At 44.2% G+C, this 25,270-nt stretch carries 25 protein-coding genes; 14 read left to right on the top strand and 11 right to left on the bottom strand.

Annotated elements, in window-relative coordinates; translation table 11 throughout:
• The first annotated feature begins 84 nt into the window (after nt 1-84).
• Nucleotides 85-1,353 carry a S41 family peptidase gene (locus ACMQ5W_RS07655; RefSeq protein ID WP_419024666.1) on the top strand — a complete coding sequence of 423 codons (1,269 nt, stop codon included), beginning with the start codon at nt 85-87 and terminating at the stop codon, nt 1,351-1,353.
• Nucleotides 1,354-1,388: 35 nt separating this feature from the next.
• On the opposite strand, the gene ACMQ5W_RS07650 is transcribed toward ACMQ5W_RS07655, so the two are convergent.
• Genes ACMQ5W_RS07650 through ACMQ5W_RS07640 form a run of 3 tightly spaced genes read right to left on the bottom strand, consistent with a single transcriptional unit; the run spans nt 1,389 to nt 2,865 of the window.
• On the bottom strand, nt 1,389-1,781 hold the full coding sequence (locus tag ACMQ5W_RS07650) for an FMN-binding protein (RefSeq protein WP_148490461.1): 393 nt from the start codon (nt 1,779-1,781) through the stop codon (nt 1,389-1,391).
• Between the two features lie 12 nt (nt 1,782-1,793).
• Nucleotides 1,794-2,303 carry a flavodoxin domain-containing protein gene (locus ACMQ5W_RS07645; protein WP_148490462.1) on the bottom strand — a complete coding sequence of 170 codons (510 nt, stop codon included), beginning with the start codon at nt 2,301-2,303 and terminating at the stop codon, nt 1,794-1,796.
• Complete coding sequence (locus tag ACMQ5W_RS07640; protein WP_419024665.1) at nt 2,296-2,865, bottom strand: TetR/AcrR family transcriptional regulator; 570 nt, start codon at nt 2,863-2,865, stop codon at nt 2,296-2,298. The genes ACMQ5W_RS07645 and ACMQ5W_RS07640 overlap by 8 nt, the downstream gene beginning before the upstream one ends.
• A gap of 288 nt (nt 2,866-3,153) precedes the next feature.
• On the opposite strand from ACMQ5W_RS07640, the gene ACMQ5W_RS07635 reads away from it, so the two are divergent.
• Nucleotides 3,154-3,654, top strand: coding sequence for a hypothetical protein (locus ACMQ5W_RS07635; protein WP_419024664.1), 501 nt, complete (start codon nt 3,154-3,156; stop codon nt 3,652-3,654).
• 142 nt (nt 3,655-3,796) lie between these two features.
• Nucleotides 3,797-4,750 (top strand): Rpn family recombination-promoting nuclease/putative transposase, encoded by a 954-nt coding sequence (locus tag ACMQ5W_RS07630; protein ID WP_419024663.1) that lies wholly within the window; start codon nt 3,797-3,799, stop codon nt 4,748-4,750.
• A gap of 121 nt (nt 4,751-4,871) precedes the next feature.
• On the opposite strand, the gene ACMQ5W_RS07625 is transcribed toward ACMQ5W_RS07630, so the two are convergent.
• Nucleotides 4,872-6,158 (bottom strand): sensor histidine kinase, encoded by a 1,287-nt coding sequence (locus ACMQ5W_RS07625; RefSeq protein WP_419024662.1) that lies wholly within the window; start codon nt 6,156-6,158, stop codon nt 4,872-4,874.
• Entirely contained in the window at nt 6,155-6,880 is a 726-nt protein-coding gene (locus ACMQ5W_RS07620) for a LytR/AlgR family response regulator transcription factor (protein ID WP_419024661.1), read from the bottom strand. Before ACMQ5W_RS07620 ends, ACMQ5W_RS07625 begins: the two co-directional genes overlap by 4 nt.
• Before the next feature lie 165 nt (nt 6,881-7,045).
• Between ACMQ5W_RS07620 and ACMQ5W_RS07615 the strand changes: the two genes are divergently transcribed.
• The 4 genes from ACMQ5W_RS07615 to ACMQ5W_RS07600 all read left to right on the top strand — a co-directional run bounded on the left by ACMQ5W_RS07615 (nt 7,046) and on the right by ACMQ5W_RS07600 (nt 9,421).
• The gene (locus ACMQ5W_RS07615) at nt 7,046-7,192 is read left to right on the top strand and encodes a cyclic lactone autoinducer peptide (RefSeq protein ID WP_419024660.1); all 147 of its coding nucleotides are present in this window, start codon (nt 7,046-7,048) and stop codon (nt 7,190-7,192) included.
• 1 nt (nt 7,193) lies between these two features.
• On the top strand, nt 7,194-7,766 hold the full coding sequence (locus ACMQ5W_RS07610) for an accessory gene regulator B family protein (RefSeq protein WP_419024659.1): 573 nt from the start codon (nt 7,194-7,196) through the stop codon (nt 7,764-7,766).
• 69 nt (nt 7,767-7,835) lie between these two features.
• Nucleotides 7,836-8,759: a hypothetical protein gene (locus ACMQ5W_RS07605; RefSeq protein WP_419024658.1), complete on the top strand. Its 924-nt coding sequence runs from the start codon at nt 7,836-7,838 to the stop codon at nt 8,757-8,759.
• Nucleotides 8,760-9,178: 419 nt separating this feature from the next.
• Nucleotides 9,179-9,421, top strand: coding sequence for a hypothetical protein (locus ACMQ5W_RS07600; RefSeq protein ID WP_419024657.1), 243 nt, complete (start codon nt 9,179-9,181; stop codon nt 9,419-9,421).
• Nucleotides 9,422-9,473: 52 nt separating this feature from the next.
• Here the strand turns inward: ACMQ5W_RS07600 and ACMQ5W_RS07595 are convergent, their stop codons facing one another.
• From ACMQ5W_RS07595 to ACMQ5W_RS07570, 6 genes are all read right to left on the bottom strand, one after another.
• Nucleotides 9,474-10,085 (bottom strand): hypothetical protein, encoded by a 612-nt coding sequence (locus ACMQ5W_RS07595; protein WP_419024656.1) that lies wholly within the window; start codon nt 10,083-10,085, stop codon nt 9,474-9,476.
• Nucleotides 10,086-10,674: 589 nt separating this feature from the next.
• Nucleotides 10,675-12,417, bottom strand: coding sequence for an FAD-binding oxidoreductase (locus ACMQ5W_RS07590; protein ID WP_419024655.1), 1,743 nt, complete (start codon nt 12,415-12,417; stop codon nt 10,675-10,677).
• Between the two features lie 81 nt (nt 12,418-12,498).
• Entirely contained in the window at nt 12,499-14,052 is a 1,554-nt protein-coding gene (locus tag ACMQ5W_RS07585; RefSeq protein WP_419024653.1) for an FGGY-family carbohydrate kinase, read from the bottom strand.
• A 133-nt stretch (nt 14,053-14,185) separates the two neighbouring features.
• Nucleotides 14,186-14,557 carry a DUF1667 domain-containing protein gene (locus ACMQ5W_RS07580; RefSeq protein ID WP_419024651.1) on the bottom strand — a complete coding sequence of 124 codons (372 nt, stop codon included), beginning with the start codon at nt 14,555-14,557 and terminating at the stop codon, nt 14,186-14,188.
• Nucleotides 14,547-15,851 carry an NAD(P)/FAD-dependent oxidoreductase gene (locus ACMQ5W_RS07575; protein WP_419024649.1) on the bottom strand — a complete coding sequence of 435 codons (1,305 nt, stop codon included), beginning with the start codon at nt 15,849-15,851 and terminating at the stop codon, nt 14,547-14,549. The genes ACMQ5W_RS07580 and ACMQ5W_RS07575 overlap by 11 nt, the downstream gene beginning before the upstream one ends.
• Nucleotides 15,838-17,547 carry an NAD(P)/FAD-dependent oxidoreductase gene (locus tag ACMQ5W_RS07570; RefSeq protein ID WP_419024647.1) on the bottom strand — a complete coding sequence of 570 codons (1,710 nt, stop codon included), beginning with the start codon at nt 17,545-17,547 and terminating at the stop codon, nt 15,838-15,840. The genes ACMQ5W_RS07575 and ACMQ5W_RS07570 overlap by 14 nt, the downstream gene beginning before the upstream one ends.
• A 210-nt stretch (nt 17,548-17,757) precedes the next feature.
• Between ACMQ5W_RS07570 and ACMQ5W_RS07565 the strand changes: the two genes are divergently transcribed.
• From ACMQ5W_RS07565 to ACMQ5W_RS07535, 7 genes are all read left to right on the top strand, one after another.
• Nucleotides 17,758-18,318 (top strand): TetR/AcrR family transcriptional regulator, encoded by a 561-nt coding sequence (locus ACMQ5W_RS07565; protein ID WP_148490472.1) that lies wholly within the window; start codon nt 17,758-17,760, stop codon nt 18,316-18,318.
• A gap of 6 nt (nt 18,319-18,324) precedes the next feature.
• A complete protein-coding gene (locus tag ACMQ5W_RS07560) occupies nt 18,325-19,074 on the top strand; it encodes a sulfite exporter TauE/SafE family protein (protein ID WP_419024645.1) in 750 nt (249 codons plus the stop codon).
• A 245-nt stretch (nt 19,075-19,319) separates the two neighbouring features.
• Complete coding sequence (locus tag ACMQ5W_RS07555; protein ID WP_419024643.1) at nt 19,320-19,865, top strand: methylated-DNA--[protein]-cysteine S-methyltransferase; 546 nt, start codon at nt 19,320-19,322, stop codon at nt 19,863-19,865.
• Nucleotides 19,866-20,065: 200 nt separating this feature from the next.
• Nucleotides 20,066-20,611: a TetR/AcrR family transcriptional regulator gene (locus ACMQ5W_RS07550; RefSeq protein ID WP_148490475.1), complete on the top strand. Its 546-nt coding sequence runs from the start codon at nt 20,066-20,068 to the stop codon at nt 20,609-20,611.
• A 285-nt stretch (nt 20,612-20,896) separates the two neighbouring features.
• Nucleotides 20,897-22,435 carry a xylulokinase gene (locus ACMQ5W_RS07545; protein ID WP_419024642.1) on the top strand — a complete coding sequence of 513 codons (1,539 nt, stop codon included), beginning with the start codon at nt 20,897-20,899 and terminating at the stop codon, nt 22,433-22,435.
• A gap of 17 nt (nt 22,436-22,452) precedes the next feature.
• Nucleotides 22,453-23,895 carry an aspartate aminotransferase family protein gene (locus tag ACMQ5W_RS07540; RefSeq protein WP_419024640.1) on the top strand — a complete coding sequence of 481 codons (1,443 nt, stop codon included), beginning with the start codon at nt 22,453-22,455 and terminating at the stop codon, nt 23,893-23,895.
• Between the two features lie 32 nt (nt 23,896-23,927).
• The gene (locus ACMQ5W_RS07535) at nt 23,928-25,244 is read left to right on the top strand and encodes a RuBisCO large subunit C-terminal-like domain-containing protein (protein WP_148490478.1); all 1,317 of its coding nucleotides are present in this window, start codon (nt 23,928-23,930) and stop codon (nt 25,242-25,244) included.
• Nucleotides 25,245-25,270 lie beyond the last annotated feature (26 nt).

The following is a 25,270-nucleotide window of genomic DNA, read 5'->3' as shown; positions in this document are numbered from 1 at the left end:
CCTACCCTGCATTGGATTAAACTATAACAGATGCAGGGGACTTCACTCCGCTTTAAAATATATTGTAAACAGGGAGATTATAAGGTGAAAAAGAATTTCAAGACAGGTTTGATTGCGGGGCTTCTGGTCGGGGTCCTTGCGACAGCAGGAATTGGCAGCGCTGCGTTTTTTGCTACAGACGGCTTTACCAATTTGACTATGGAAAAAAATCGGTTAGATTTAAGGTCTATTAACGAAAATATACGGGATTTAGAGACGATGATTGATGAAGAGTATCTCAACAAAAAAGACAATGAACAGTTGGAACAGTATATATATAAAGGCCTGCTAGCAGGCTTAGGGGATCCATATTCTGAATATTATACGGCATCGGAATACAAGAGGTTAAAAACGGAGACAACAGGAAATTACTGTGGTATCGGTGTGAGAATAATCCAAGAGAGTAAGACGATGAAGACGACGGTAGCAGAGGTATTTGAAGACAGTCCTGCACTGGAGGCAGGCATGGAGGTAGATGATATTATCAAAGCTGTGAATGATGTAGATGTTTCAACGATGGACATGGATGAAATCGTCAACAATCATATTCTCGGCAAAGAAGGTACGAAGATTGAGATGCAGGTTTACAGACCATCGATTAAAAAAACGCTCTCTTTTGATATAGAACGACGTCAAGTAGAAGCCCAATATGTAAAAAGTGAAATGCTGCAAAATAAAATCGGCTATATCAGTATCTCCTCTTTTGCCGTAGCAACGACAAATCAATTTAATTCTGCTATAAAAAATCTCAGGAGACAGGGAGCAGAAAGCTTGATAATAGACTTGAGAAATAATCCAGGCGGCGTACTGAACAGCGCTGTTGATATGTTGGCAAGTCTCTTGCCCGACGGTGTACTGGTCTATACCAAAGATAAAAATGGCAAAGGCGATCATTATGAATCCAAAGATGGGCAGATTTACTATAAAAACGACAATGGCTATAAAGACAAGGCCTATCCGAAGAAAGACAGTGGGAAGCTGGAACTGCCTATGGCAGTTCTGATTAACGGAGATTCTGCCAGTGCTTCAGAAGTCTTCGCACAAGCTATGAAGGATTATCAGTGGGCGACTATCATCGGAACCCAGAGTTACGGAAAAGGCATTGTCCAGAATTTGATTCCGCTGACGGACGGAACGGCGGTGAAATTGACAGTGTCCAGTTATTATACAAAGAATGGCAGTGTGATTCAAGGTAAAGGTGTCACACCGGATATCAAAGTGGAACAGAAAGGGAAATGGAAAAATTCTACGCTGTTGCCGCCTCACGACGAGGACGCACAGCTGCAGCGTGCTATAAAGGAATTAAATCAATAAACAAAACAGCGGGAGTTCATCAGACTCCCGCTGTTCTAGCTTTTTATCAATTGCCGGCGAAAGAGCGCGTCATTGACTGCTCCTTTTATTACTTGGCTGGATATGGTAGCACCGCTGATTGCATCCACTTCATAAGTATTTTTCTTTATCATAGTGGCGACAATTTTTTCTGCCTTTTGCCCCAGTCCGTTGTCATGTTTCTTAATCGTAATATTTTGAATCTCGTGGTCTTTAATAGAGACTTCAACGGCTGCTTTCACTAAAGTCGTTTTTTCCTCACCGTAATAAGTACCATCCTCGATCTGTGACAAATCGATAGTGGAGAATTGTAAACGGTCGATTTCATTTTTCTGCTTGATAAATAAAAACCCGAAGAAGAGCAAAACTACGGCGAATATGATACCGCAATATTTTAATATTTTTTTCATTGCCGTTTACCTCTATTCTAAACCCACATAATCTATCAGAGGCTTTAGATCTTCCCTGGATGTATGGTCAAAGGAAGCACGAAGGACTTGATAAGTTTCTGGATTACTTTTCTTCAATATCTTGCAGAACATTTTCATCATTAATTTATGTTTAAAACCCATTTTCTCATAAGATAAACCGCTGTGGAAGTAAAAAAACTCCACTTGGGCAGCTTCTGTCTCCGTCAGGTTTTTTGCAATAGTTTCTTTTGTCTCTGGTGCATCCGGCGGCATAGCCCCAGTGGCGTAAACAATGACTTTTTTTCCTTGGAGTTCTGGCAGCTTCGATTTGAACCAAGTAATACCATTGATAGAACCAGCGTAGATACCGCCCCCATAAATGACAGTCTCATAATCGGAGAAATCAATGTCATTACGATTTTCGAAAGATTTGATATCACATTGCAGTTCTTCACTAAGCCATCCGGCGTACTTCTCAGCAAAGCCCGTGGAACTTTTATAGATGATTACTGTTTTATTCATTTGTATCCCCTTTCAATTGTGAAAGAAATGCATCATAAGCCATGTCTAACTGTTTTAAAACATCTTCCTCTTCTACGTCGATGTTTGATGATGTTGCCATAGAGGAAATTCCCATGGTGTAGATGATCATGTGTAGATGAAGGGCTTTTGCCTTTTCCATACTGAGACCTAAGGAGTCTGCAATAAATTCTCTGATCTGTGGACTACTTTCTCTATGATATATATCGCTCAGTGAGCAGACGTCGGGTTGTTCTCGCAAGAAATAGAGTTTAAACAAGTTTGGTTCATCTTTAGCGAACTTTAAGTAAGATCGGCCTGTGCTGCGAAAATAGTCTTCCTTGTCAATACGGGCAGCGATAAATTCTCTGATGAACTTAGCTGTTCTTTCAATCAGGTCTCGCTTGACTCCGTCCATATTTGCACAATAACTGTAAATTGGCTGGACAGAGCAATTTAGCTTTGCAGCAATATTTTTCACTAGCAAGGCCTCAAGACCCTCGTTTCTAACGATGTCAAAAGCGGCATCGATAATCATTTCTTTTTTTATTTTTTGTTTTGGCATAAGGCCCTCCTATATAATCTATTTATATAAAAGCTTTATATAAATAGATTATATAACGTTTCGGCAAAATGTCAAGAAAAGTTTTACACACCTGTGGACGAACCTGTGGATAGATTTTTTTCATAAGTGTATAATACTTTCCTCTCAAGTTCTGTTGTACGAGTAATACTAAAGTATGCATTTACCTATAGCCTATTTACAAGGATTATGACAAAGATTAAAGTAAAGCTACAGTAACAAATAGCCAAGTACAGGGTATCGAGGATAAAAGAAAGGGGATTTTTAATTATGTTGAAAATTTTTGTTGGCATCGTACTGCTATGTTTCTCTGTTGGTGATTATGTGCAATTTGCGGCACCTTTTGCAGGCGCGGTCATCATCGCTTATGAATTGGTTCAGATGAGAAAGATGGATGAAAGTTTTAATACAGCTATTGTAAGCGCAGTCGCTTTTGCAGTTTATCAGCTAATCAGTGTGGGGCTTTCTTTTCTGCCGATTTACGAAACAGGTAACTTCAGCGGTTATTTATACGCAGGTAAAACCATTTTAATTACCATTCTTCTGCTGACACTGTACGCAGCCTTTAAAAGAGGGTATGGCCGCAGGGTCTTTGGAATTTTCGGCCTGATTGCGATGAATGTCGGGACAGCCGCAGTAATATTGCTGGCGCCTGTAATCAATTTAGGATACGACGAAATCACAATCGGTATGGCAGCATTGGTATATGCCTTCATTTTGGGTTACGTGGGTTCAGATATGAGAATGATGTATCTTTCCGAAGAGATATAAGAAGTTTCTGCGGTCTTTTCTTTCATAAGTTAAAATAGAGACAAGGGAATGTCCAAAAGCGCGGCATTCCCTTGTCTTATTTAATTCATATTGACGTTGTTTACATTTTATGGTAATATATAAGAAAAACGAAAGGAAATATATGGAAAATATGGATTACGATGACAGTCTTAAACTGACTAATGATCTGGTTTTCTATCTGGTATACGGAGCTGGAACGGAAGCTTCTAACGCGGCCTTAACTGCCCTTCTGAATGTGGTACTTGGTAGAGAGAAGGATCCTATTATAAATGTAAAGGTCTTGAATACAGTTCATAAGGGATTCCAGCCAGGGGACAAGTGCACAGTGATGGATGTCAAGGCGGAATCTTCTCAAGGTGAAAATTTTGACGTAGAAATGCAATGTGGCAACTTAAAGTTCTTTGGAAACAGAACTTTGGCATATGGAGCAAAAATGGTGAATTCTTCGTTGGCAAAGGGAGATGACTATGATAAAATGAAGAAAAGCATCATCATATCTTTTATTGATGACTGGATGTTTCCAGAGATACCAGAACTGCATACTGAATTTCAGTTGAGAGAAAAGGACTGGGGCTTTTCTTTAACAGATAGGCTGGTAATACATTTTCTTGAGCTTGGGAAGATAAATGATCGGAAACCTCCAGAGGAGATGACATCTCTGGAAAGATTTTGTACATATCTCAAATATACCGGAGATGACACGAAAAAAGACTATGTAGATAAACTGTTTGAAACGGGAGAGGAGGCTATCGCCATGTCGGAACGTGTTTACAGAGATATAACAGAAGATGAGAGTCTGCAGGATCTGCTGAGAAGGCAGGAATTAGCAGAGCATGATAATGCGACCAGAATGATGATTATGAAAACAGAAGCGATAAAACAGGGTCTAGAGGAAGGTCGTCAAGAAGGGTTTGAACAAGGAATTGAACAAGGGCTTGAAGTAGGTATTGCGGCGTTAATTCAGGATAATCTTGAAGACGGGAAAGTGAGAGAACAGATCGTCGATAAGCTACAGCGGCGTTTTGACCTAGATCAAGAAAAGGCAGAATACTATTTTGAAAAGTATAGTAAATAAAAAAGAGAGAGCATAAATTCTTCTTATTAGAAATTGTGTTCTCTCTTTTGTTTGTGAACAGTTTGACTTAAAGTTTTACACACCTGTGGATAGAGATGTGGATAAAATTTAGCTGTAATTCTTACAGATATAATAAGACTACGACTGTGAAAGTACCGCTTTCGTGGGTAATATCCAGGGAACCTCGGTATTTTGCTGCAACGGCACGGACATTTTTTAGCCCGATGCCGTGATAATGGGGATTTGATTTTTGGGTAACAGGCAGCCCTTTCTCTATCAGTAAATCCCCATTGTAGGTGTTTTGAACTTTTATGAGAAAGCAGCCTTTCTCATAAGCTAGATGGATTTCTAACTGCTTTTCTGCGGCGTTTATCCTTTTCAATGCTTCCAGCGCATTGTCCAAGAGGTTCCCAAGGATGATGGTAAGATCAAAGTCGTCTATTGGCAAATCAATAGGAATGACGGCAGTATATTGCAGCTGCACACCGCATTTTTTTATGTTGCGCAGCTTATAGTTGATGATGCTGTCCAATAGGAAATGTCCGGTATGGGAGATTTCTTCTTTTTTCTCAAGCTGCCCGATGGTATCCGTGATGTATTTTTCCGCTTTTTGATATTCCCCTGTTTCAATCCTTGCTTTGATGGAGGCGAGATGATTTCTCATGTCGTGGCGAACGGACTTTGTCGCTTCCTGAGAATCCTGCACGAGAGAAAGCTGCTCATGGAAGTATTTGTTCTGCTGCGTGATCAAATCCTTTTCACCCTCAACTGCTACGAGTTTTGCAATTTTGTTATACATATAGAATACGAGAATATTGATCAACAAAATGATGATGTTGTTAAGAACCATCAGCCACGCCGTACCTACACGATTCGGGTCAAATAGCGACGAGGTGAATAATAGCAGGTAGATCGTACTGACGGGCACGAAAATAATAGCGAGCCAATAAGAGACGGGAATTTCTTTGCCCTTTTTTAAATCCTTTAAATTCTCCAGCAGTAATACGATGGCAAAGGTGCAGATGCTGATGACAGTAATACCGATGCTGGAGTTGTATTTGAGCGGGGTGAGGAGCTGGATGGTGTAATAGCCAGAAAGAAAAGTAATGATATCCTCTATCACAATCATTGTTATATAAATAAGAACAGTTGATAACATTTGCTTTTTTACCTTCCCTTGATACAAAAAAGTCAGAGCAAATGTACAGCCGAGACTCAGCAGGATATATACGAGAGGCGGCGTATCAAAGAAGGCTGTCAGACTGATAAGGACGGCATATCCTGCGTAGCAGCAGCCCTCGATAACCTTTGTCGTCCTTTTTTGGGCATAAAAAATTCGTAAAAAGCGATATATGACATAAGCCATAAATACATTGTTTATAATGTAGATAATATTGTAGAGTGTCATTTTTGTGTACCTCGATTATAAGCTCTTTTCTTTACTCTTTCTTCATATTCACTGCGATATGTTTTGCCTATTTTCACCACCATATCATTGTTCATCGTGACGAAGTCTCGGTCATATTTGACAACTTTATCAAAGTTAACGATGAAGGATTTGTGTATTTGCAAAAATTGCTGTGGAAGCTGTTCTTTAATCTCTGACAGTTTTCCATAGAATTCGAAGGAGCCCTGACTCGTAGTGAGATTGATTTTGCGTCCGTTGCTTTCAAAATACAGAATTTCATGGCACTTGACTCTATGGGTTTCCGCCCCTATTTTGAAATAAAAAAAACTGCTGTCTCTTCCCCATTTGTCCAGTGCCTGTCTGACCTTTGCGATGATATCGTCTTCTTTTAGCGGCTTTATCAGAAAGTCCAGAGGATGTTTGTTGAAAAGCTCCATCGCATATTCTGGCTCACCTGAGATATAGACGATTTCGGTATCAGGGTCGTTCAGTTTATTTCTAATCAGATCGCCCACTTGAATGCCATCCATATCTTCTAACTCAATATCCAGGAAGAGAAGATGGAAAGAATCTTCCGTCTGTATATAGTTGCAGAGGTCTTCGCCACTGTAGAAGACTTCGATATCCAGCTGGATTTTATTCTGTTTGCCATATTCCCAGATAAGCTGATCCAGCCAGTTACAGAGCTCTCTGTTGTCGTCACAGATTCCGATTTTGAACATTTTAAGACTCCTATATTCATAAAAATAATTACATTTTATCATACTGCCTTAGAAATGTGAATTTTTATTTTTTTATGACAATTTTCTGGCCAGTTATGACAATGTAATAATTTTCCTTAATAGAAAGGGGTACAATGAATATACGATTAAGAAAGAGGTGATTTGATGGATAATTTACAGAAAAAAGCATTAGAAAAATTCGCAGCGACGGCATTATTCTTGACAAAGGTAAATGTGAATGCTACTTGCAGATGCCTTACATATCAGCCCATAATGCCAAAGGAATCTGATAAGCTGAAGAGGAAGGATTGACATGTCAGAGAGAATTGCCAGCAAGTTGATAGACTTAGAGATTGTCGATGAGGAAGACAGGGAGTTATATGTATTTGGAGTTAGGGAGTTTTTTTCACTGCTGTGTTCTTTTTCTTTGATACTGGTAATCGGGGTTTTGATGAATCTGGTATTGGAGTCAACCGTGTTTACCTGTGCATACCTGCCTGTTCGGATTTATGCGGGTGGATATCACGCACCCACGCAGGGGCGATGTTATGTGTTATCTTTAGCAATGGTGGTTATCGCATTGCTAGTGATTGGACATGCAGATATTCCGGGAGATGTCTCAATGATGGTGATTGTGATCTCAAGTATTTTCATCTATGTATTATCACCATCGGAGCATAAGAATAAGCCTTTATCAGAAACAGAAAGGAGGGTTTACAAACAGAGAGTAGGAAAGATTTTGATTGTACTTGATGCGATTTCGTGTATCGTAATGGCAATGACATTTGAGAAGATCGTATTGAGTGTTGCAGTTGCATTGCTAATGCTACTGGAGATGATGATTTTGACGTTAAAAAAAGAATATTTTTTTGTCAAAAGAGGTTAAGTTTTAAACTGTTATTGAAAAGATAATCTTAATTTATAAGGAATTAGGATAGTACGAGGAGGTTATGTTATGAAGAAGTCGATAGCTTTATTGCTTACGATAGTTATGGTTTTTATTTTTACGCCATCAGCATTTGCTAGCGAAGATGATAGTCCATTAACTTCAGGCAAATCAGAAATTATAAAAGGAGCAGCTGAGATCCTTGATAGCACATCAAATACACAGACCATAACCGTTTCTGAAAAAGAAATAGTGTCAAAAATGATTAAAGATGGCTCTATGACTAGAGAGACTTTAAATGAGCGACTTGAGGATTTGTCGAACCAAAGTAAAAAGGATTTACAGCAAAATGGATACAATAATCAACAAATAGAGGTTATTAGAAACTATGAAAAAGGGGAGGATGCCTTTGACTATGTATTTAATTCCAACGCAAGAGCTGGAGCAACATTAACGTTCCGCTACGGATTAGCTGGAACTAACACCAGAAAGAGCGTTTTACTAGCATACGAGATGATCTGGTCATCTTGCCCACTTACTACTTTTACAGATAGTTTTGGGGTTGGCTGGGTTGCTGCTAATAAAAACTCGCTTCCTTTAGCTACGAAAACGGACAGTGCCACGGGAGCCGTTGAATATTATACTGTTGATGGAAAATATATGAATTATCACCGTAATATTTCTATGAAAACTCCAGAAAGTGGTGTTCTCACAGGTAATCCTATTATTGGGAGAGCTAGCGGCGGATATGGCAAACATATTGGAGGTGCAGCTAAAATTAGTACACAGTCAGGTTCAAGTAACCTTGATACAATTCAAGTATTTGTCTCATATGCGCATTCAACCGTTAGTATTGAAAGCTTTTTTGATGTTACGATTGAGTGGAAAAAAATGAGCACCTCAATAAGATTTACGCCAAGATTAAATCAAAATATAATTACAGAGGGAAATCATACTTTTAAATATAATAATAATGATATAGCAGAGGCATAAAAGTGCTCACTGTATTAATAATATTAGGACTTATTTTTCCATTTGAATTAATAAGTGCGATAAGATCAGAAAACGACGATAAGGCTTTAAAACACAAAGTATTTTCATCAATAAGTTTCTCTATGATACTTGTTTTGATTCTCATTATTATTGATCAGCGTCTCTAATAAGTTGATGTAGAATATCTGAACAATTTTGTAATGGTGAATTATTGCTTAAATTGATTGAGAGTGTAATAAAAGTTTTCTGTAGAAAGACATCTTCAGCGGAATCCGAAAAGGAAGTAGATGCCGCGGTAGAGGAAATCAGGAGCCTATCATGAGTAAGAAAAAGATAACAATCTCAATTCAACTGGCAATTATCATTCTTTGCATCGGAATTGCAGGTACTTCTCCGATTTCTATTACGCATTTTCCACGGTGCAGGAGGAAGAAACCAACGTCTTTGGAGCCATTGGGCGCGGTTCCCTGCCTTTTCTCTGGTCAGTGGGGCTGGAGCAGGAGGATGCGGATTCGGAATATATATTGGATGTCATACGGCATTTGAACCAGCTGTTCTATATCGGTGTGGATATCATATATGACCGGCAGCCGGAGATGGAATTGGAAAAAGTCATAGAAGACTGCGATGAGCTCCTATCAAGAGTTGTAGAATTAGAATAAGGTAAAAACAAATACAGCCGCCCATGACACATTGTCCCAGGCGGCTGTTTCTTTATGAATCTGCGTCTCCCTGCGGGAACTTGCCTGAATAGTACCTGCTCTGCAGATAACTCGTGCCCTGGCTATACGGCGCAGCTCCCTTTTTGTATACTGACGTCTTTCTGCCATCCCGAATCCAGGTATAGCTGAGGGGCCTTTTCCCGAAGAAGTCCGCCTCCCCCGCTGTCACGGTGATTCTGCCTGCTTCCTCATTGTTTCCGTCCAGGAGGATCAGACTGCCCTTACCATCATACTTGCATAGGAACATCGTAGTCCTAAATCCCGTTGCCTCATCATACTGGCTGCCGTATGGAAGATTGATATAATAATAGTTAAACCCTTCAAATGTCCCCTTCTTTTCATTTGCAAATATCAGATTCTTTTCATCATAATCTAGGTTTTCATTTCTGAAAAAAATGCAGATGTCATGTCCTGATGTGCCGTCCGCCTTCAGATCCTTTGCAGTATTGAAAACACCGTGAAAAAGGACCGCAGGCCTGTGCAGCTTCTCATCCAGCGCTTTTTCATTATCCCCTCTGATACGGATTAGCAAAAATACCAAGGCAACGATAAAACAGAGAACAACAATTATCGCGCTGATAACGGTTTTCTTTCTACTCTTCATTGGAACCCTCCCCTTTGATTATATATAGAAGTATATTGTAAACAAATTATATCATTGAATATTACCTAATTCAATAAAAACGTTTTTGCCATATATAGTCTGGTCCCAAAATATTAATGCCTTGAGGAAACGTAAAGAAAACTGTCCCAGGATGACATTCTGTTACGATAACGTTATGCTTTTTGGGAATATCTGCACATTCTCGCGTAACCGCCTCACAGTCAGAGGGTTTTGACAGGGGGTATACCAGATTCCGGCTACTTTTTCTATCAATTTCTCCGCCGCTAAGGGCTTCCACAATCCGCAAAAGTAACAGAGCACAGCATATTTGTGAATTCTTCAGAGCATCATGTCCTATCACGAGGTCTATGGAGAGATATGGCGTCTGCTACCGCCGTAGCGTTACGCGAAACCTCTTGGATAGGGCTAAAAAACCTAACTTTATTGTAAAGAATGCTTACTCTGTACCCCCAGCCCGTATACGTCGCGTCAAGCAATTGCTTTACACAACCCCCTTTTTAACGTATATATAAAAACGGAATGCCATTCAACCGAACAGCATGCCGCTTTTTTTCATTTTCATAAAGAATTACTCATACAATTTCTGATCCTTACTGATTTTCTCTTCCTCAGGCAGGTCGAATCCCAATGTGCCGCCTGGGTTCATGATGCCGTCAGGGTCGAAGTGTTCCTTGAGTGTGCGGAAGACTTCGTACTCGTTGTGACCGATAGAATCTTCTAACCAAGGGGCGAACATTTTGCCGATGCCGTGGTGATGACTCATGGAGGCGCCGCTCTTTTGAATCGCATCCAAAATGCCGGCGTGATAGGCTTTGAACTCTGCCGGATCGTGCATCAACGTGATGAAGATCCAGTACAGGTTGGCTCCCTGGGGATAGACGTGGGACATGTGGGTCATACAGATGGTGTGCGGTCTGGATTTGACGAACTTCCGCACTTCAGCGTGCACCTTGCTCATGTTGCTCCAGTTGACAGAACATTCCATGGTATCCATAACCAGGCCGAAGTCCTGCATGGTGTCGCGCATGTAAGGGTCGTTGAACCTGCCTTTCTCCCAGCTCTTTGTCACATAACCGGTCAAAGTCTGCCCGCCGTACTTGCGGCACACCCGCTTTGTATGCTTTGCCAGATTCTTCGAAAAGCCCTTTTCGCCGTTGGTAAAGGCAAGGAAAAGACACATTTTACCCTCCTCAAAGCCTTTTAACTTGAACAAGTGACGGAGCGGCGAGTCAATGACGTTATACATGTGCAGCATGATGTTGGTTTCTTCCGGATCGGAGAGACGGAACACCGAAGGATAACCGGCTTCAGACTGCATGATTTCTTTTGCTGCGGCCTGCGCAGTCTCCCAATCCTTAAACATGTAGGAGAATCTTTTGACCGTTTCCGGTGTGTGACGGAAGATCTTCAGCGTGACATGGGTCAATACGCCAAAGGTCCCCTCACTGCCCATCATGATTTGGTCCAGGTCTGGTCCGCAGGCTTTGCGCGGATAAGTATCTGTTTTGATGGGCCCGATCGGCGTCGCATATTCCTGGGCAAGGACGATGTCAGAGATGCAGCCGTAATAAGTGGAGTTTTGACCGGCACCGCGAGTGACTACCCAGCCGCCTACAGAAGAATATTCAAAACTTTGCGGGAAATGGCCGCAGGTATAGGCTCTTTTTGCTCCGAAGAGCTCTACTGCGTGATTGAGTACCTTTTCCAGCTGTGGTCCACTCATACCAGCCTGGACTGTAATCGTTTGGTCTTTTTCATTAAATTCGATGACCTTGTCAAACCGCAGCCGCATATCGAGGGAAATTCCGCCTTTCATACATTCTACGCCGCGAGTGACGGAAGAACCGCCGCCATAGACATAGACGGGAATCTTTTCTTGCTGACAGTAGGCGACAATCTGCTCCACCTGCTCCTTGGTGTCAGGGTACGCAACCACGTCCGGCACATTTTCCACGATTTTGTTGCGCAGCCGCATGATATCGTACATGGTCTTGCCGTAAGCCACAGACAGTCTTGCATAGTTGTCGCATCTGACAAAATCGTCGCCGCAGATTTCTCTGAATCTGGCAATATGGCGCTCCTCCATCTTGACGGGGATGTCAAAATCCACCTCGTCCAGACCCAGATCCTCGGTATAGCCTTTGAAATCATCGTCTGTCAGTTCGAAAACGTCTTTGATCATCTTGTAAAGAGATTCCCGGGGGGCTTTGATCTGCCTTTTTTCTCCCCATTTAAAAATTGAACGATAGCTTTTGTCTGAGTAGTCTTGGTCGAACCATTTAGGTTCAAATTCTTTATACGGATGTGACATTGTTCTCCTCCATTTTCTTGCTGATGTTATGTAATTAACGCATTGTTCTTACAGCTTCGCTGCTAGGAAACGTTCATTGAATCAGGTGCTTTGATTCCCCTCTTCAGAGGAAAGTACATGATATAATGGTTTTAATTTGTCGAATATCTTTATAAAGATTTCGTTGTAGATCTTGTCGTAGATTTTGTGCACCTCCATGTCCGGCTCAAATTTGTCTTTGATGTGGACCATGGATGCCGCCGCCTGTTCCAGGTCGTCAAAGCGGCCGATTGCTGTGAAGGCAATCATGGAACTGCCAATGACGGCTGCCTCGTAGGTCTGGATGCGGTAGACGGGAAGTCCGAACATGTCGGCAGAGATCTGACAGATTTCATCGCTGCGAGAACCGCCTCCCGCCACATAGACACCCTTCGTCCGCGTGCCCATGCGTCTTTCCAGAGTCTTCATGCCCTCCATCAGCGCAAAGTTGATGCCTTCGACAATGGCCCTGTAAATATGTATCCTGGTATGAACATCGGAAAATCCGATGATAGAACCACGAGCGTTGGGCATGGATACGCCTGGTGTAAAGTATGGCTGAAAGACCAATCCTTCACAGCCAGGAGGAATTTCGGCCAGGCGCCTGTTTAAGAGCTCTTCTGCGCTGACACCCTTTTCTTTTGCTTCCCGTTCCTCTTTTTCAGCAAATTCTTTCTTGAACCAGGAAATCAGCCAATATCCCCTGTATATTTCGATTTCCGGGTTATAGCGTCCTTTAAAGGCTGAGACGTATGGTGGAAAGAATCGCTGTGGCTCTACGTACCGGTCAATGGTATATTGGACTGTAGCGGTGGTGCCGAAACTGACGGCAGCTTTTTCCGGCGTGGTACACGATAGACCGACAGTTTCGCAGCCTTTATCAGATCCAGTAGCGATCAAAGGCAGGCCCTCCGGGATGCCTGTCTCGAGGGATGCCTTGGCTGTAATTGTTCCCAGTACCTCACCGGGTTGTACCAGACTACAGAGTTTTTCTGGCGGAATGGGGAAAACGCAGTTGGTCAGATCCTTAGCGGTCTGCCAGCGGGAATTCTTGTTGTCATAAGGTACGTGGCCGATAATATTTGCGGTAGAATCAATCATTTTGCCGGTAAGACAAAAATTCATGTAGCCTGAAAGCATCAGATACTTATCTGTTTTCTGCCAGGTTTCTGGTTCGTTCTTCATAATCCAGTTGCAATGACAGATTTTGCGAATAAAATTGGCTGTGGCAGTCATACCGGCAGCCTTGAACAGCATGGCGTTCTTGGCTGGAAAAGGTTCCTCCATCTCGACTTCCCTTTTGTCTAGCCAGAGGATGGCAGGGCGTACAGGCACGCCATCTTTGTCCACGCAGATATCCGTGTCTCGAATGGTCGTGATACTGACAGCTTTGATGTCATGCCAGAGGTTTCCTGCTGCCGCTTTCAACTCTAGAGAAGCCTGGCAGATCGTTTCCCAATAAAATTCACCCTTTTGCTCTGCCCAGCCGGGGTTTTGGGAAAAATACGGCTGTTCAAAATGAATCTGTCTTTTACAGACCAGGTTTCCCCGGTCGTCAACCAGTACACCTCGCAGACTCTGGGTTCCGATGTCAAATGTGAGTACCAAAGGTTCCATCTTGCACCTCCTTATGCTTTGGGGGACCTAATCCGATTCAGCGAAGGGGAATCGTTGGCAGATCCCCTGTCAAGAGTGCAGCCGGTCAGCGCGTGGCACTCGGGCGGCCGCGTCCCACGAACAAAGTGAGTGGTTAGGCGTATAAATTGGCTGTAGCTATGATTTTGACTCCTGTATCAGCGGCATTTTCAAGAACAACATCACCACAAGTCATTCTCTCAGTTACCAACACGCTTCGCAGTTCCTCTAAAACCTTAGCAATGGCATATTTGGGGATTTCTCCATCTGTCCGCACGGGCAGATAAGGAAAATCATCAAAGGCCGTCTTGACCGTAGTGGTAAGGGAGCGAGTAGGATCAGTCAGTTCCCTGCCAGCAAAGGTTTTGCCTCTGATACAGCGATTACCTGTCACTTCCAATTCCCCACCCTCCGTCAATATGCCGTGGAGACGACACCCGTTGGGACAGATGATGCAGATCAGATCTTTTTCTATTTTATGACTCATGTTCTGCCACCTCCATAACAAAATGTAAATCATCTCTTAAATCAATTTGCGCGAAATCAACTTCGATTTTTTCCATTTCCGGAGGTCGCAGCCCAATATATTTTTTCCTAAATATTTCCTCATCGCCTAAATACACTTTGACGGTGGTATTACCCCGCGTCGCTTTTGTACGGAAAAAAAACGGTACGTTTTCTTTCACACCTGCTGTGACACGGGAAGGGACAATATAGGCAAAATCACTACTGTGCTTTATAGAAACGTAATTAGACGATTTATCGCCTGATACATTACAAATTGGCGGATCTTGCTGGCAGACAGACGCTGCAGCAGCGTAATCGGCCGCAGCCAGACCCGCTTTTTCCCCACTCTCTGAAACATAGTCAACCAGATCGTTAACATGCAATGCATTTCCGCAGCAGAAGACGCCGGGGACTGTAGTTTGGCAGTTTTGATCGCACAAGGGACCTTTTGTTCCAGGCGAAATGGCCGCGCCTAACGCTTCAGAAAGTTCGTTTTCCGGAATCAACCCCACTGACAAAATCAAGGTATCACAGGGAATATATTCTTCGGTTCCTGGTATTGGCTGCATTTTTTCATCTACAGCACAAATTGTAATGCCGGTCAGCCGTTCCCGCCCATGGACTTCGGTTACGGTGTGAGAAAGATGAAGCGGAATATCGAAATCCACGAGACACTGATAAATGTTCCGTGAAAGTCCACTCGGTTCCGACTTTGCTTCATATACCCCGAGCACCTTTGCCCCCTCTAGGGTCAGGCGTCTGGCCATAATCAGACCGATATCGCCGGAGCCGAGGATGACGCAATTCTTCCCTGGCATCTGCCCCAGGACGTTGATGAAGTGCTGTGCAGAACCGGCTGTCAATACGCCGGCCGGCCTGGTGCCATGGATAAAGACTTGCTTCGCCGTTCGTTCCCTGCAGCCGGTGGCTAAGACCAGCGTTTTGGAAAATACTCTTTCATAGCCGCTGCGTTGTGTAAGGGAAAGTGCAAAGCCTTCTTTGGTATTGTTTATTTGCGATGCAAAGGTTGAGGTTCTGATTTCTACAGGAGTCTGTCTTATTGTTTCTATGTAACGACAGGCATATTCACAGCCTGACAGCTTCTCCCCAAATCTGATAAGACCAAAACCGTCGTGAATGCACTGTTTGAGTACGCCGCCCAGACGTTCTTCCCTTTCTATGAGCAGCACCTTTGCTCCCTTTTCGGAGGCAGAAATTGCAGCGGCAAGACCTGCCGGACCTCCGCCGATTACAGTAACATCATAAATGTCCATGACTGCCTCCCTTCTCGCCGAGAAGAATTTCGCTGCCGGGATATCCCTTGCGGACCTGGTCTAAAGGAATCTGTTTTTCAGCAGCAATCAGTCTGATGACTTGCTGTCCGCAGAAACTGCCCTGGCATCGCCCCATACCGGGACGAACGCGTCGTTTGATACCGTCTACTGTGTCACAGGGTAAACTTCTTCTCATAGCATCGAGAATTTCCCCTTTGCTGATTTCTTCGCAGCGACATACAATTTGACCGTAATCGGGATTTTCTTCAATCAAGGAGACCCGCTCCCGATCTGTCAGCATTTTTGGTTTCACAATTGCTTTGCGATGGGGATGGAAATGCAGATTCTTTTCCGTCTTTCCCAGCAATCTTGTAACGATGGATGCTGTCTCCAGGCCGATGGCCGGAGCGGCGGTAAGACCTGGAGACTGAATACCCGCAGCGTGAACGATGTTATCAGTGGCGCGCCCCTTCTCTATGATAAAATCTTCCTCATAAGTTGCTGCTCGGATACCGGCAAAATAGGTGATGATATCACTAGCGGTTAGCCATTTGCCAGCGTGGGCGTGTTTATCAAAAGTATAATAGATACTATCACTGTGCGTGGAGAAATCTTCTTTTTCCATGGTTTCCACCGCATCCGGTCCGATCAGGACATTGCCGTCCACAGTTCCGACAATGCCACCGCCTTTGGTATGGCTGCTTTTGGACTGTGTGCCCATTAAAGTATAGATTGTTTTGATATGTCGCCTGGCTTTCTTGTCGAGAATCGCGGTAGTTCCTTTACGAGGATGAATAGAGAAAAAGCGATCTTCTGCCAACTGAGCGATATCCTCAGCAAAAACGCCGGCTGCGTTTACCACGACGGCAGGATAGATGGTGCCCCTGTTTGTGGACACACTTTCGATGTGGCCGCTTTTGACTTTCATATCGCAGACCATGGTGTTGAGTGAAATCTGGGCGCCGTTATCGATGGCATTTTCAGCATAAGCAATGGTAAGGCCGTATGGACAGACCATTCCCGCACCGTCAAAGAAAAGAGCACACTTGGCTTCTGATGATATGTCCGGCTCCAGACGACGGAGCTTCTTTTCTGTGATGACGCGAGCCTTCCCTGCGATTGTCAAGTTCCAGTAAGGGATCGTCAGGAATAACAGTGGCAGATAGCTCTTTTTCTTGAAACAGAGGAACTGGCCACTCCGTTCAAAAGGCACTTCCAAGTCTCTGCAGACCTGATCGTAGAGAGCGTTGCCTCGGTTGTTCATTTTCTTTTTCAGCAGGCCGGGACGGATATCGATTCCGGGATGTACCATACCATCGTTCCGCGACGAAGCGTGGAGCGCCACATCGTATTCCTTGTCGATTAACAAAATGTCTAATTTCTCTTTTGTCAGCTCCCGGGCAATCGCACAACCTACTACCCCGCCACCAATGATGAGCACATCGGGGCGCCTTCCTTCCAAGGCCTGGTCATGGATTTCTGGCGGTATAGCGGCGGGTTTTTCCAGGCCAGCTGCAGCAATATCATTAATGATGTGTTTCTTGCTGCCGTTTTTTGCACACATGAGGCCTGCTTCTACCGCCTGTTCCCAAGAATCAACGAGACCAGTAAGACGAAAGCCATACTCAATATCTTCAATACGGACCTTTCCGCCAAAACGGACGTCCAGCCGTTTCTGTACTTTTTTGATGTTCAAAAGAATCCCACCTCCCCGAAAAAAGGTCTCTTTCTGAGTCAGCCATACGGCTAACTCTTTCTTACGTTCATTTTACCATTGAAATTCTCGTTGGTCAATGCTATCCTAGATAAGAAGTACCTGAACAACAGTTTTTTCATCTCTTGCATCGCATTTTGCCCATGCAGAGAAAACGAAGGCTGCTAGGCAGCCGATGAAAGGAAACCATTTATGGCAGCACCACATAATGATAATATAAAAGACAAGATTTTGGATGCGGCTACGGTGCTGCTGGCAGAAAAATCTTTTAACGATATATCGCTTTCTGAGATTGCAAAGAAATCCGGGGTGACCAAGGGCAGTGTCTACTATTATTATAAGAACAAAGACGACATTCTCTATGACGTAGCTGACGGTTATCTTCAGCAAATGTATGACGAGCTGATTGCCTGGGTAGAGAATAAGGAAAAGGATACGTCCCTGCCCCGCCTGCTTCGTTATATTTTATCCCGCGGCGTAGATGATCCGGGAAAAAATTTGCGGCTGCATCTCACAGCTGATGCCATAGCAGGCAACGACCAAATCAGAGAGAAGCTGATCGACCGGTACCGTACCTTTCGAAAAGTGATTGGAGAAAAAGTTGCGCAGCGAAAGCCGGGCGCGGACGAGCAGTATTACGGCTGGCTGATTCTCACCATCATCGACGGGCTGATGATTCAGAATCTTTTAGGAAATACAGAGATAGATACGAAAAGTTTCATAGAAGACTTTATTAAAGATACAGAAAGGTAAATGCAGATGTTACAATTTTTGATCGTATGTCCCCTGCTGTTTTTGGCAGGGTTTATTGATGCCATTGGCGGAGGCGGAGGCTTGATTTCAATTCCGGCTTACATTCTTTCAGGTGTACCCGTCCACAATGCCATTGCGACCAACAAACTCAGTTCCTGCATGGGTACGGGACTGACCACCTGGCAATACTGGGTCAACGGGTATATTCAGCCAAAGCTGGCGTTACTCTGTGTGGCCGCGGCTCTGGTCGGCTCTCCCATCGGAGCGGAAATCGCCTTGCGTATTGACGCTGATATCTTTAAACTGTTGATGCTAGTCATATTGCCAGTGACTGCTTTTTATGTGTTGAAGAAAAAAGAGATTGGCGAAGAAGCTGAGAAACTGTCTTTTAAGAAAACTGCGGCCATTTCTGTGGCGGCGGCTTTGATTGTGGGAATGTATGACGGTTTTTATGGACCGGGAACGGGCACTTTTTTGATGCTGTTACTGACTGGCGCAGCAAAGCTTGATATTTACACGGCTGCCGGCACCACAAAAGCAATCAATCTGACAACAAATATTGGCAGCCTGGTCATCTATCTGCTCAACGGCAAAGTGCTTTTCCTGCTTGGTCTTGCCGCCGGTGTTTTTAATATGGCTGGGAATTTCCTGGGGGCTAGATTTTTCCGAGACAAAGGGAGTGATATTGTCAGACCGATCATTCTGGTGGTACTAGTCATCTTCTTTATCAAAATCATGATTGAAATGGTCGGCTGAGTATTTTGTCACTCTTTTCCCAACATATTTACAGCACCCCGCCCTGTTACAAACATGCCCGAAAACAGCGAGATTTTGAATGGGGATGGAAAACTGGCGGCTATGGCGAAGATTTGTCACCGTTCATCTTGAAATGCAATATACGACGAAACGCAGCCAAATCATGGATTTGGGCGTTTAAAGCACAAGGGCTGCCCATCATTTTCTTTCAGAAAATGGGCCAGAACCATGAAGGAGGATATCAGATGTATTACTCAACAACCTACTCATCACCTATCGGCATGCTCACCCTCGCCTGCGATGCAGACGGCAGAAATCTAGTTGGATTGTGGCTTAAGGGTCAGAAGTATCACGGGGATACCATTCTAGAAACCATGACAGCTAACGATGAGATTCCATTATTTGCTACAGCAAAAGAGTGGCTGAATCGTTATTTTGCTGGGGAAAAGCCTGCTATCTCAGAACTTCCTTTGGCCCCCATCGGAGGAGAGTTTCGGCAAGGGGTATGGAGCCTTCTCTGTGAAATCCCTTATGGTGAAGTTGTGACGTATGGAGAAATTGCAAAAAAAATGGCGGCAAAGATGAACAAGAAGAGTATGTCGGGCCAGGCCGTAGGAGGTGCTGTAGGACATAATCCTATATCCATTATGATTCCATGCCACCGCGTTGTCGGCTCCAATGGCAGTTTGACAGGTTATGCGGGAGGAATTGAAATAAAAAGAAAGCTGCTAGAATTGGAAGGCGTTGATTTGTCGCAGTTTTTTGTACCTAAAAAGGGCACTGCCCTTTGATTGACATGGCAAAATAGTATGGAATGTATCAGCACCCAGCAGCATATAAAAGAATGCTGCTGGGTGCTTTGTTGTTTTTTGCAGAAAATTTTTTTAAAAATATGTAAATATTATCTTGACTATTTTCGAAATTGTGAGATAATTAGACTATAGTCAAATTGGACTATAGTCCAATTTAAGAAAGGCAGACAGATAAGCCTATGGAAGTCGGAAAGAAAGAATTGACAAGACGCACTATCATGCGTGCGGCTAGAGGGGTTTATGAAGAGAAAGGGGTTGAAAACACAAATTTTCGTGATATAGCCGAGGCGGCTGGCGTTTCCCGCAGCACAGTATTTAATTATTTTGCAGGCAGCAACGAACTCTTGACAGCGTTATGCGGTCGGGAAATCAACGATTTGGAAAAGGCGTACTGCGAGAGCGGCCATCGCGGGAAAAAAGGCATCATCAGTATTTTTGACAGATTTATCGAAGATACGGCCCGTTATCCTCAACTTGTGACTCAGGTCATATATAACACGATTACCAGTGACAATGAGAACAATCCACTAAAATCCATTGAAGGATTGATTGCCAGAAATCTGGATCACGACCCGAATGGTGAAACGACGATGCTTCTTATGGGAGCGTATTACGGACTCATCAATCATCATCACCTGTACGGTAAACCTTTCGACGGAGAAGAGATGAAGATACAAATGAGAAAGATGATAGACAGAATTATAGGGGAACCACAATACGACTAAATTCACCCAATCGAGCGGTAAAAATACTTGCTCTCTTGGGAATTGTCCGCCAGAGTGCACGGATCATAGAGCCTGCACTCTTGACCGAGGACCTAGCAGCGATTTCGCTTTGCTAAATCGGGTTAGGTCTCCCAAAGCATAAGGTCTGCCAAGCCAAAACAAGCTTTGGGGCAGAACCATTATACGACTAGCGTCAAGCCGCGCGCTATGCTTGCGGGACGCAAAAGCATAAGGTCTGCCAAGCCAAAACAAGTTTTGGGGCAGAACCATTAGGAGGAATGAAAAATGGCAGTAAAGGTAATCACTTACGACGTTGGAACGACTGGCATGAAAGCCTGCATGTTCAATATTTCTGCCGAGGATAGTGTACAGTATATTGCAGGTGAAACCGAAGGATATGAACTTCATGTTCTGAAAAATGGCGGTGTCGAACAAGAACCAGATGATTGGTGGCAGTCTATGTCTGTGGCGACAAAAAAACTTTTGGAGAAGACTGGCATTGCAAAGGAGGAAATTAAAGGAATTTCTTTCTGTTCTCAATTCCAGACAGTTGTCATGGTAGATGAGAACGGTACGCCGCTTCACAGAGGTATGAGCTGTATGGACAGCCGAGCTGACAAACAGCTGAAGGCCTGTATGAACACAGGAATCAAAGTAGAGGGATTGAACATCTTCAAGGTGCTCAAGTACATGAAGATCACCGGCGCAGTTTCAGCCAGTGCCAAAGACCCGGCTTGGAAATATCTCTGGATTAAGGAAAACGAACCGGAGACATTTGCTAAGACATACAAATGGTTAGATGCAAAGGAATATCTGACCTGCCGAGCTACGGGGAAAATGGCTGCTAGCAAAGATGATGCAGGGGGCACATTCCTATACGATGTTCACAACAACTGTTGGAGCCCAACTTTATGTAAAATGCTGGGAATTAATATGGATCATCTGCCAGAGATCTGTGATTCTACAGATGAAGTAGGAAAGCTGCTTCCAAAGGCGGCAGAAGAACTGGGGCTGGCTCCAGGAATTCCAGTCATTTCAGGCGGAAGTGACGTCAGTCTCTGCTCCGTCGGTGCTGGTTGTGTGAACGTGGGAGACGTGCTTGTTTATTCAGGAACCAGCGGCTGGGTAGCAACCACTGTTGACAAGCTGCATTTGGATCTGGGTAACCTGATCGGAGCTTTGGTGGGAGCAGACCCTACTACATATAACTACGTCGCAGAAGTTGAAACTTCCGGTAAATGTATCGAATGGGTAAAAGACCGTATGGATCAGCTGCATATGAGCTACGAAGAAATGATTGATTATGTGCAGGAATCCCCGGCTGGCAGCAACGGTGTCATTTTCTCGCCGTGGATGCACGGCAACCGCTGCCCGTTTGACGATGCCAATTCCAGAGGTGTATTCTTCAACCTGGATATCACCACTAAGGGAAGTGATCTGATGAAGGCCGTTATAGAGGGTGTGTGTATGCATATGCTCTGGCTTTTGGAAGCGACAGAGACCAAGTTCAAGACCAATCCTGCAATCAGGTTTTCTGGCGGAAGCGCCATTGCACCGTTTATCTGCCAGGTTATGGCCGATGTACTCGGCAGAGATGTGGAGACGATTGAAAATCCGAGACAGGTCGGCGCCATGGGAGCTGCGGCACTGATGGCGGTCAGCTTCGGGATGCTGGATGACATCAAGGATATCAAGAAGATTATCAAAGTCAGCAATACTTATAAACCAAATCCTGAGAACCACGCAGTATATCAAAAGCTGCTGCCGGTCTTCAAGGATTTATATAAAAATAATAAAAAGAGTTTTGCCGCCTTAAACGGCTAAAATGGAGGTAAGGAAATATGGAAGCAAAATACGGCGTATCACGTTGGCCGGACGAAAAAGAAGTTTTTAAGAAGATGGAGAGATTGGTCAATGAACCACTGCATCATATCAAACCAGAAGCAATGGCCAGATACATGAAGCATTTTGATGAGAAATGCAAAGGCTCCAAAGCGATGATTGAGGAAGCAAAGAAAGTCATTCCGGGAGGCGTTCAGCATAATCTGGCGTTCAACTATCCGTTCCCACTAGTTGTGGAAAAAGCAGAAGGCGCCTATCTCTATGATATCGACGGTAACCGTTATGTTGACTATCTGCAGGCGGGCGGCCCGACCCTCCTTGGCAGCAACTATGAGCCTGTCAACCAGAAGGTCTGGGAAGTTGTAAAAGAATCCGGTCCTGTTACCGGTCTGTTCCATCCATATGAGATGAAATTAGCAGAGAAAATACACGAATGCATGCCATGGGTAGAGATGTACAGATGCCTTGCCAGCGGCACAGAAGCTGACATGGTAGCCATCAGAATTGCTCGTACATATACCGGTAAACAGAACATTGTCAAAGTCGGCGGCGCATATCACGGCTGGAGTGACCAGTTGGTATATTCCCTGCACATTCCATACACACAGACTTTCGAAGCCCACGGTATTCCTAAAGAAGCAACCCAGAACACGAAAGAATTCTTCCCTGGCGATGTAGAGGGTCTGCGCAAGGTTTTGGAAGAAAACGAAAAGAACGGCGGAACAGCAGCTGTCATCATCGAACCGTTCGGACCAGAGAGTGGTACACGTCCGATCGCTATGGATTTCGCAGCAAAAGCAAGAGAGCTCTGTGACGAATTTGGCGCACTGTTGATCTTTGACGAAGTTGTAACTGCCTTCCGTGTAGGACCTGGCGGAGCACAAGGGTTCTTCAATGTAAGACCTGATCTGACAGTATTTGGCAAGATCGTTGCAGGTGGTTATCCGATGGCTGGCGGTGTAGGCGGCAGTGAAGAGATCATGTCCTGTGTTGCTGCAGGCGTCAAAGCTGGCAAAAAGAAAGCATATGTAGGCGGCACACTGACAGCAAATCCGCTCAGCTGTGCAGCAGGCTACTTTGCTATCGACGAGATCATCAAACAGGATGCAGCTAGAAAAGCCGGAGAAAACGGCGATAAACTCTGCGACGGTATTCAGGCACTGATCGACAAGTATGATCTGCCGTTTGTAACTTGGAATACAGGTTCTATCGTACACTTCGAGGTTTCCGGCGTCATGTACTTAAGCGTAACTGATCCTGATATCTTCAAGAAGATTCCGGAACGCCAGCACTATATCGAAGAATTCGGCGCAGCACTGACTGCAAACGGCGTCATCACCCTGGCAGGCAGCAGGATTTACACCAGCATGGCGGATAATGACGATACCATTGCTGAAACCCTGGCTGCATTTGAAGAAGTATTCTCTAATGTTGAAAAATAAAGTGATTTTACCACGAATTTAGGAGGTATATTATGATTCGTAAATTAGACATGGAAAACCTGACATACGCATTCCCAGAAGTCGCATTTTCTGAGGACTATGTCATTGCAACTTATCAGGCAAAGGTACAGACTTCTAACATTGAAAAGCTGGCCATGGCCATCGCCGCAGAGCAGACAACCGGCACCTGGATCAAAGTAGGCGCTGACTCCCTTGACAAGACAAAACGTTTCGGTTCCAAGCTGGTAGCAATCTATGAAGTTCCAGACATCGGCTGCGACTACAATTCAGATGAACCGCCTATGTACATCATCCAGGTAGCTTATCCGATGGAGAATTTCTCCACCAGCATGTCCGCTATTGAGACAATTTTGTTCGGAAATATTTCTGCATCTGGCATGATCCGTCTCATCGACGTGGCATTCCCGAAGAAATTTATCGAAAAGTTCCAGGGACCAAAGTTCGGTGTAGAGGGCATGAGAGAAGTTTTAGGCGTCAAAGAAAGACCGCTGCTCAATGCGATGATCAAACCGAATATCGGCTGGACGCCTGACGAAGGCGCAGAACTCTTCTATAATGCCTGCAAGGGCGGCGTAGACGTCATCAAAGACGACGAATTGATGTTGGCTGACAGCCCGTTCTGCCCTCTCGAAGAACGTGTTTCCAAGTTCATGGCGATGGAAAAGAAGGTTTATGAAGAGACTGGCGAACACAGCTTATATGCTGTCAATATTTCTGACAACACAGACAAAGTAAAAGAAAATGCCTACAGAGCATTGGAAGCAGGCGGAAACTGTCTCATGGTCAACGTTTACACTACTGGACACGACACGCTGAAGATGCTGGCTGACGACCCTAATATCAACGTACCAATTCTGGCTCACGTAAACTTTGCCGGAACCATGGCAGCTTCTACTTATACAGGTATCGCTGCACCTGTAATCGTCGGCAAACTGACACGTCTGGCAGGTGGAGATTTCCAGATCAACGGACATCCGTTTGGTAAGTTCCCTGTATCCCACAAGGTATTCTACCGCTGCTTCAAGTTCTTCACGCAGCCATGGTGGAACATCAAGCCGATGATGTACGCATGCTCTGGCGGCACGACACAGCTGGCTGTGGAGAAGATCGTCAAGGAAATCGGTACGGATATCATGCTTGCTGCAGGCGGCGGCGTACACGGTCATCCAAATGGCAGTGAAGAAGGTGCAAAATCCATGCGTCAGGCAATCGATGCTGCAATGCAGGGAATCCCTGTTCTGGAATACGCAAAGGACCACGGCGAACTTGCGAGAATGCTGGCATTCCTCAATCCTGACCTTATGAAGAACTTTGACTTAATGCAGTAATTTCAATTCAAAAAAAATGGGGCTGT

This window comes from Emergencia sp. (assembly GCF_048465375.1).
Classification (GTDB): domain Bacteria; phylum Bacillota; class Clostridia; order Peptostreptococcales; family Anaerovoracaceae; genus Senimuribacter.
This window is presented reverse-complemented; position numbering and strand designations above follow the sequence as displayed.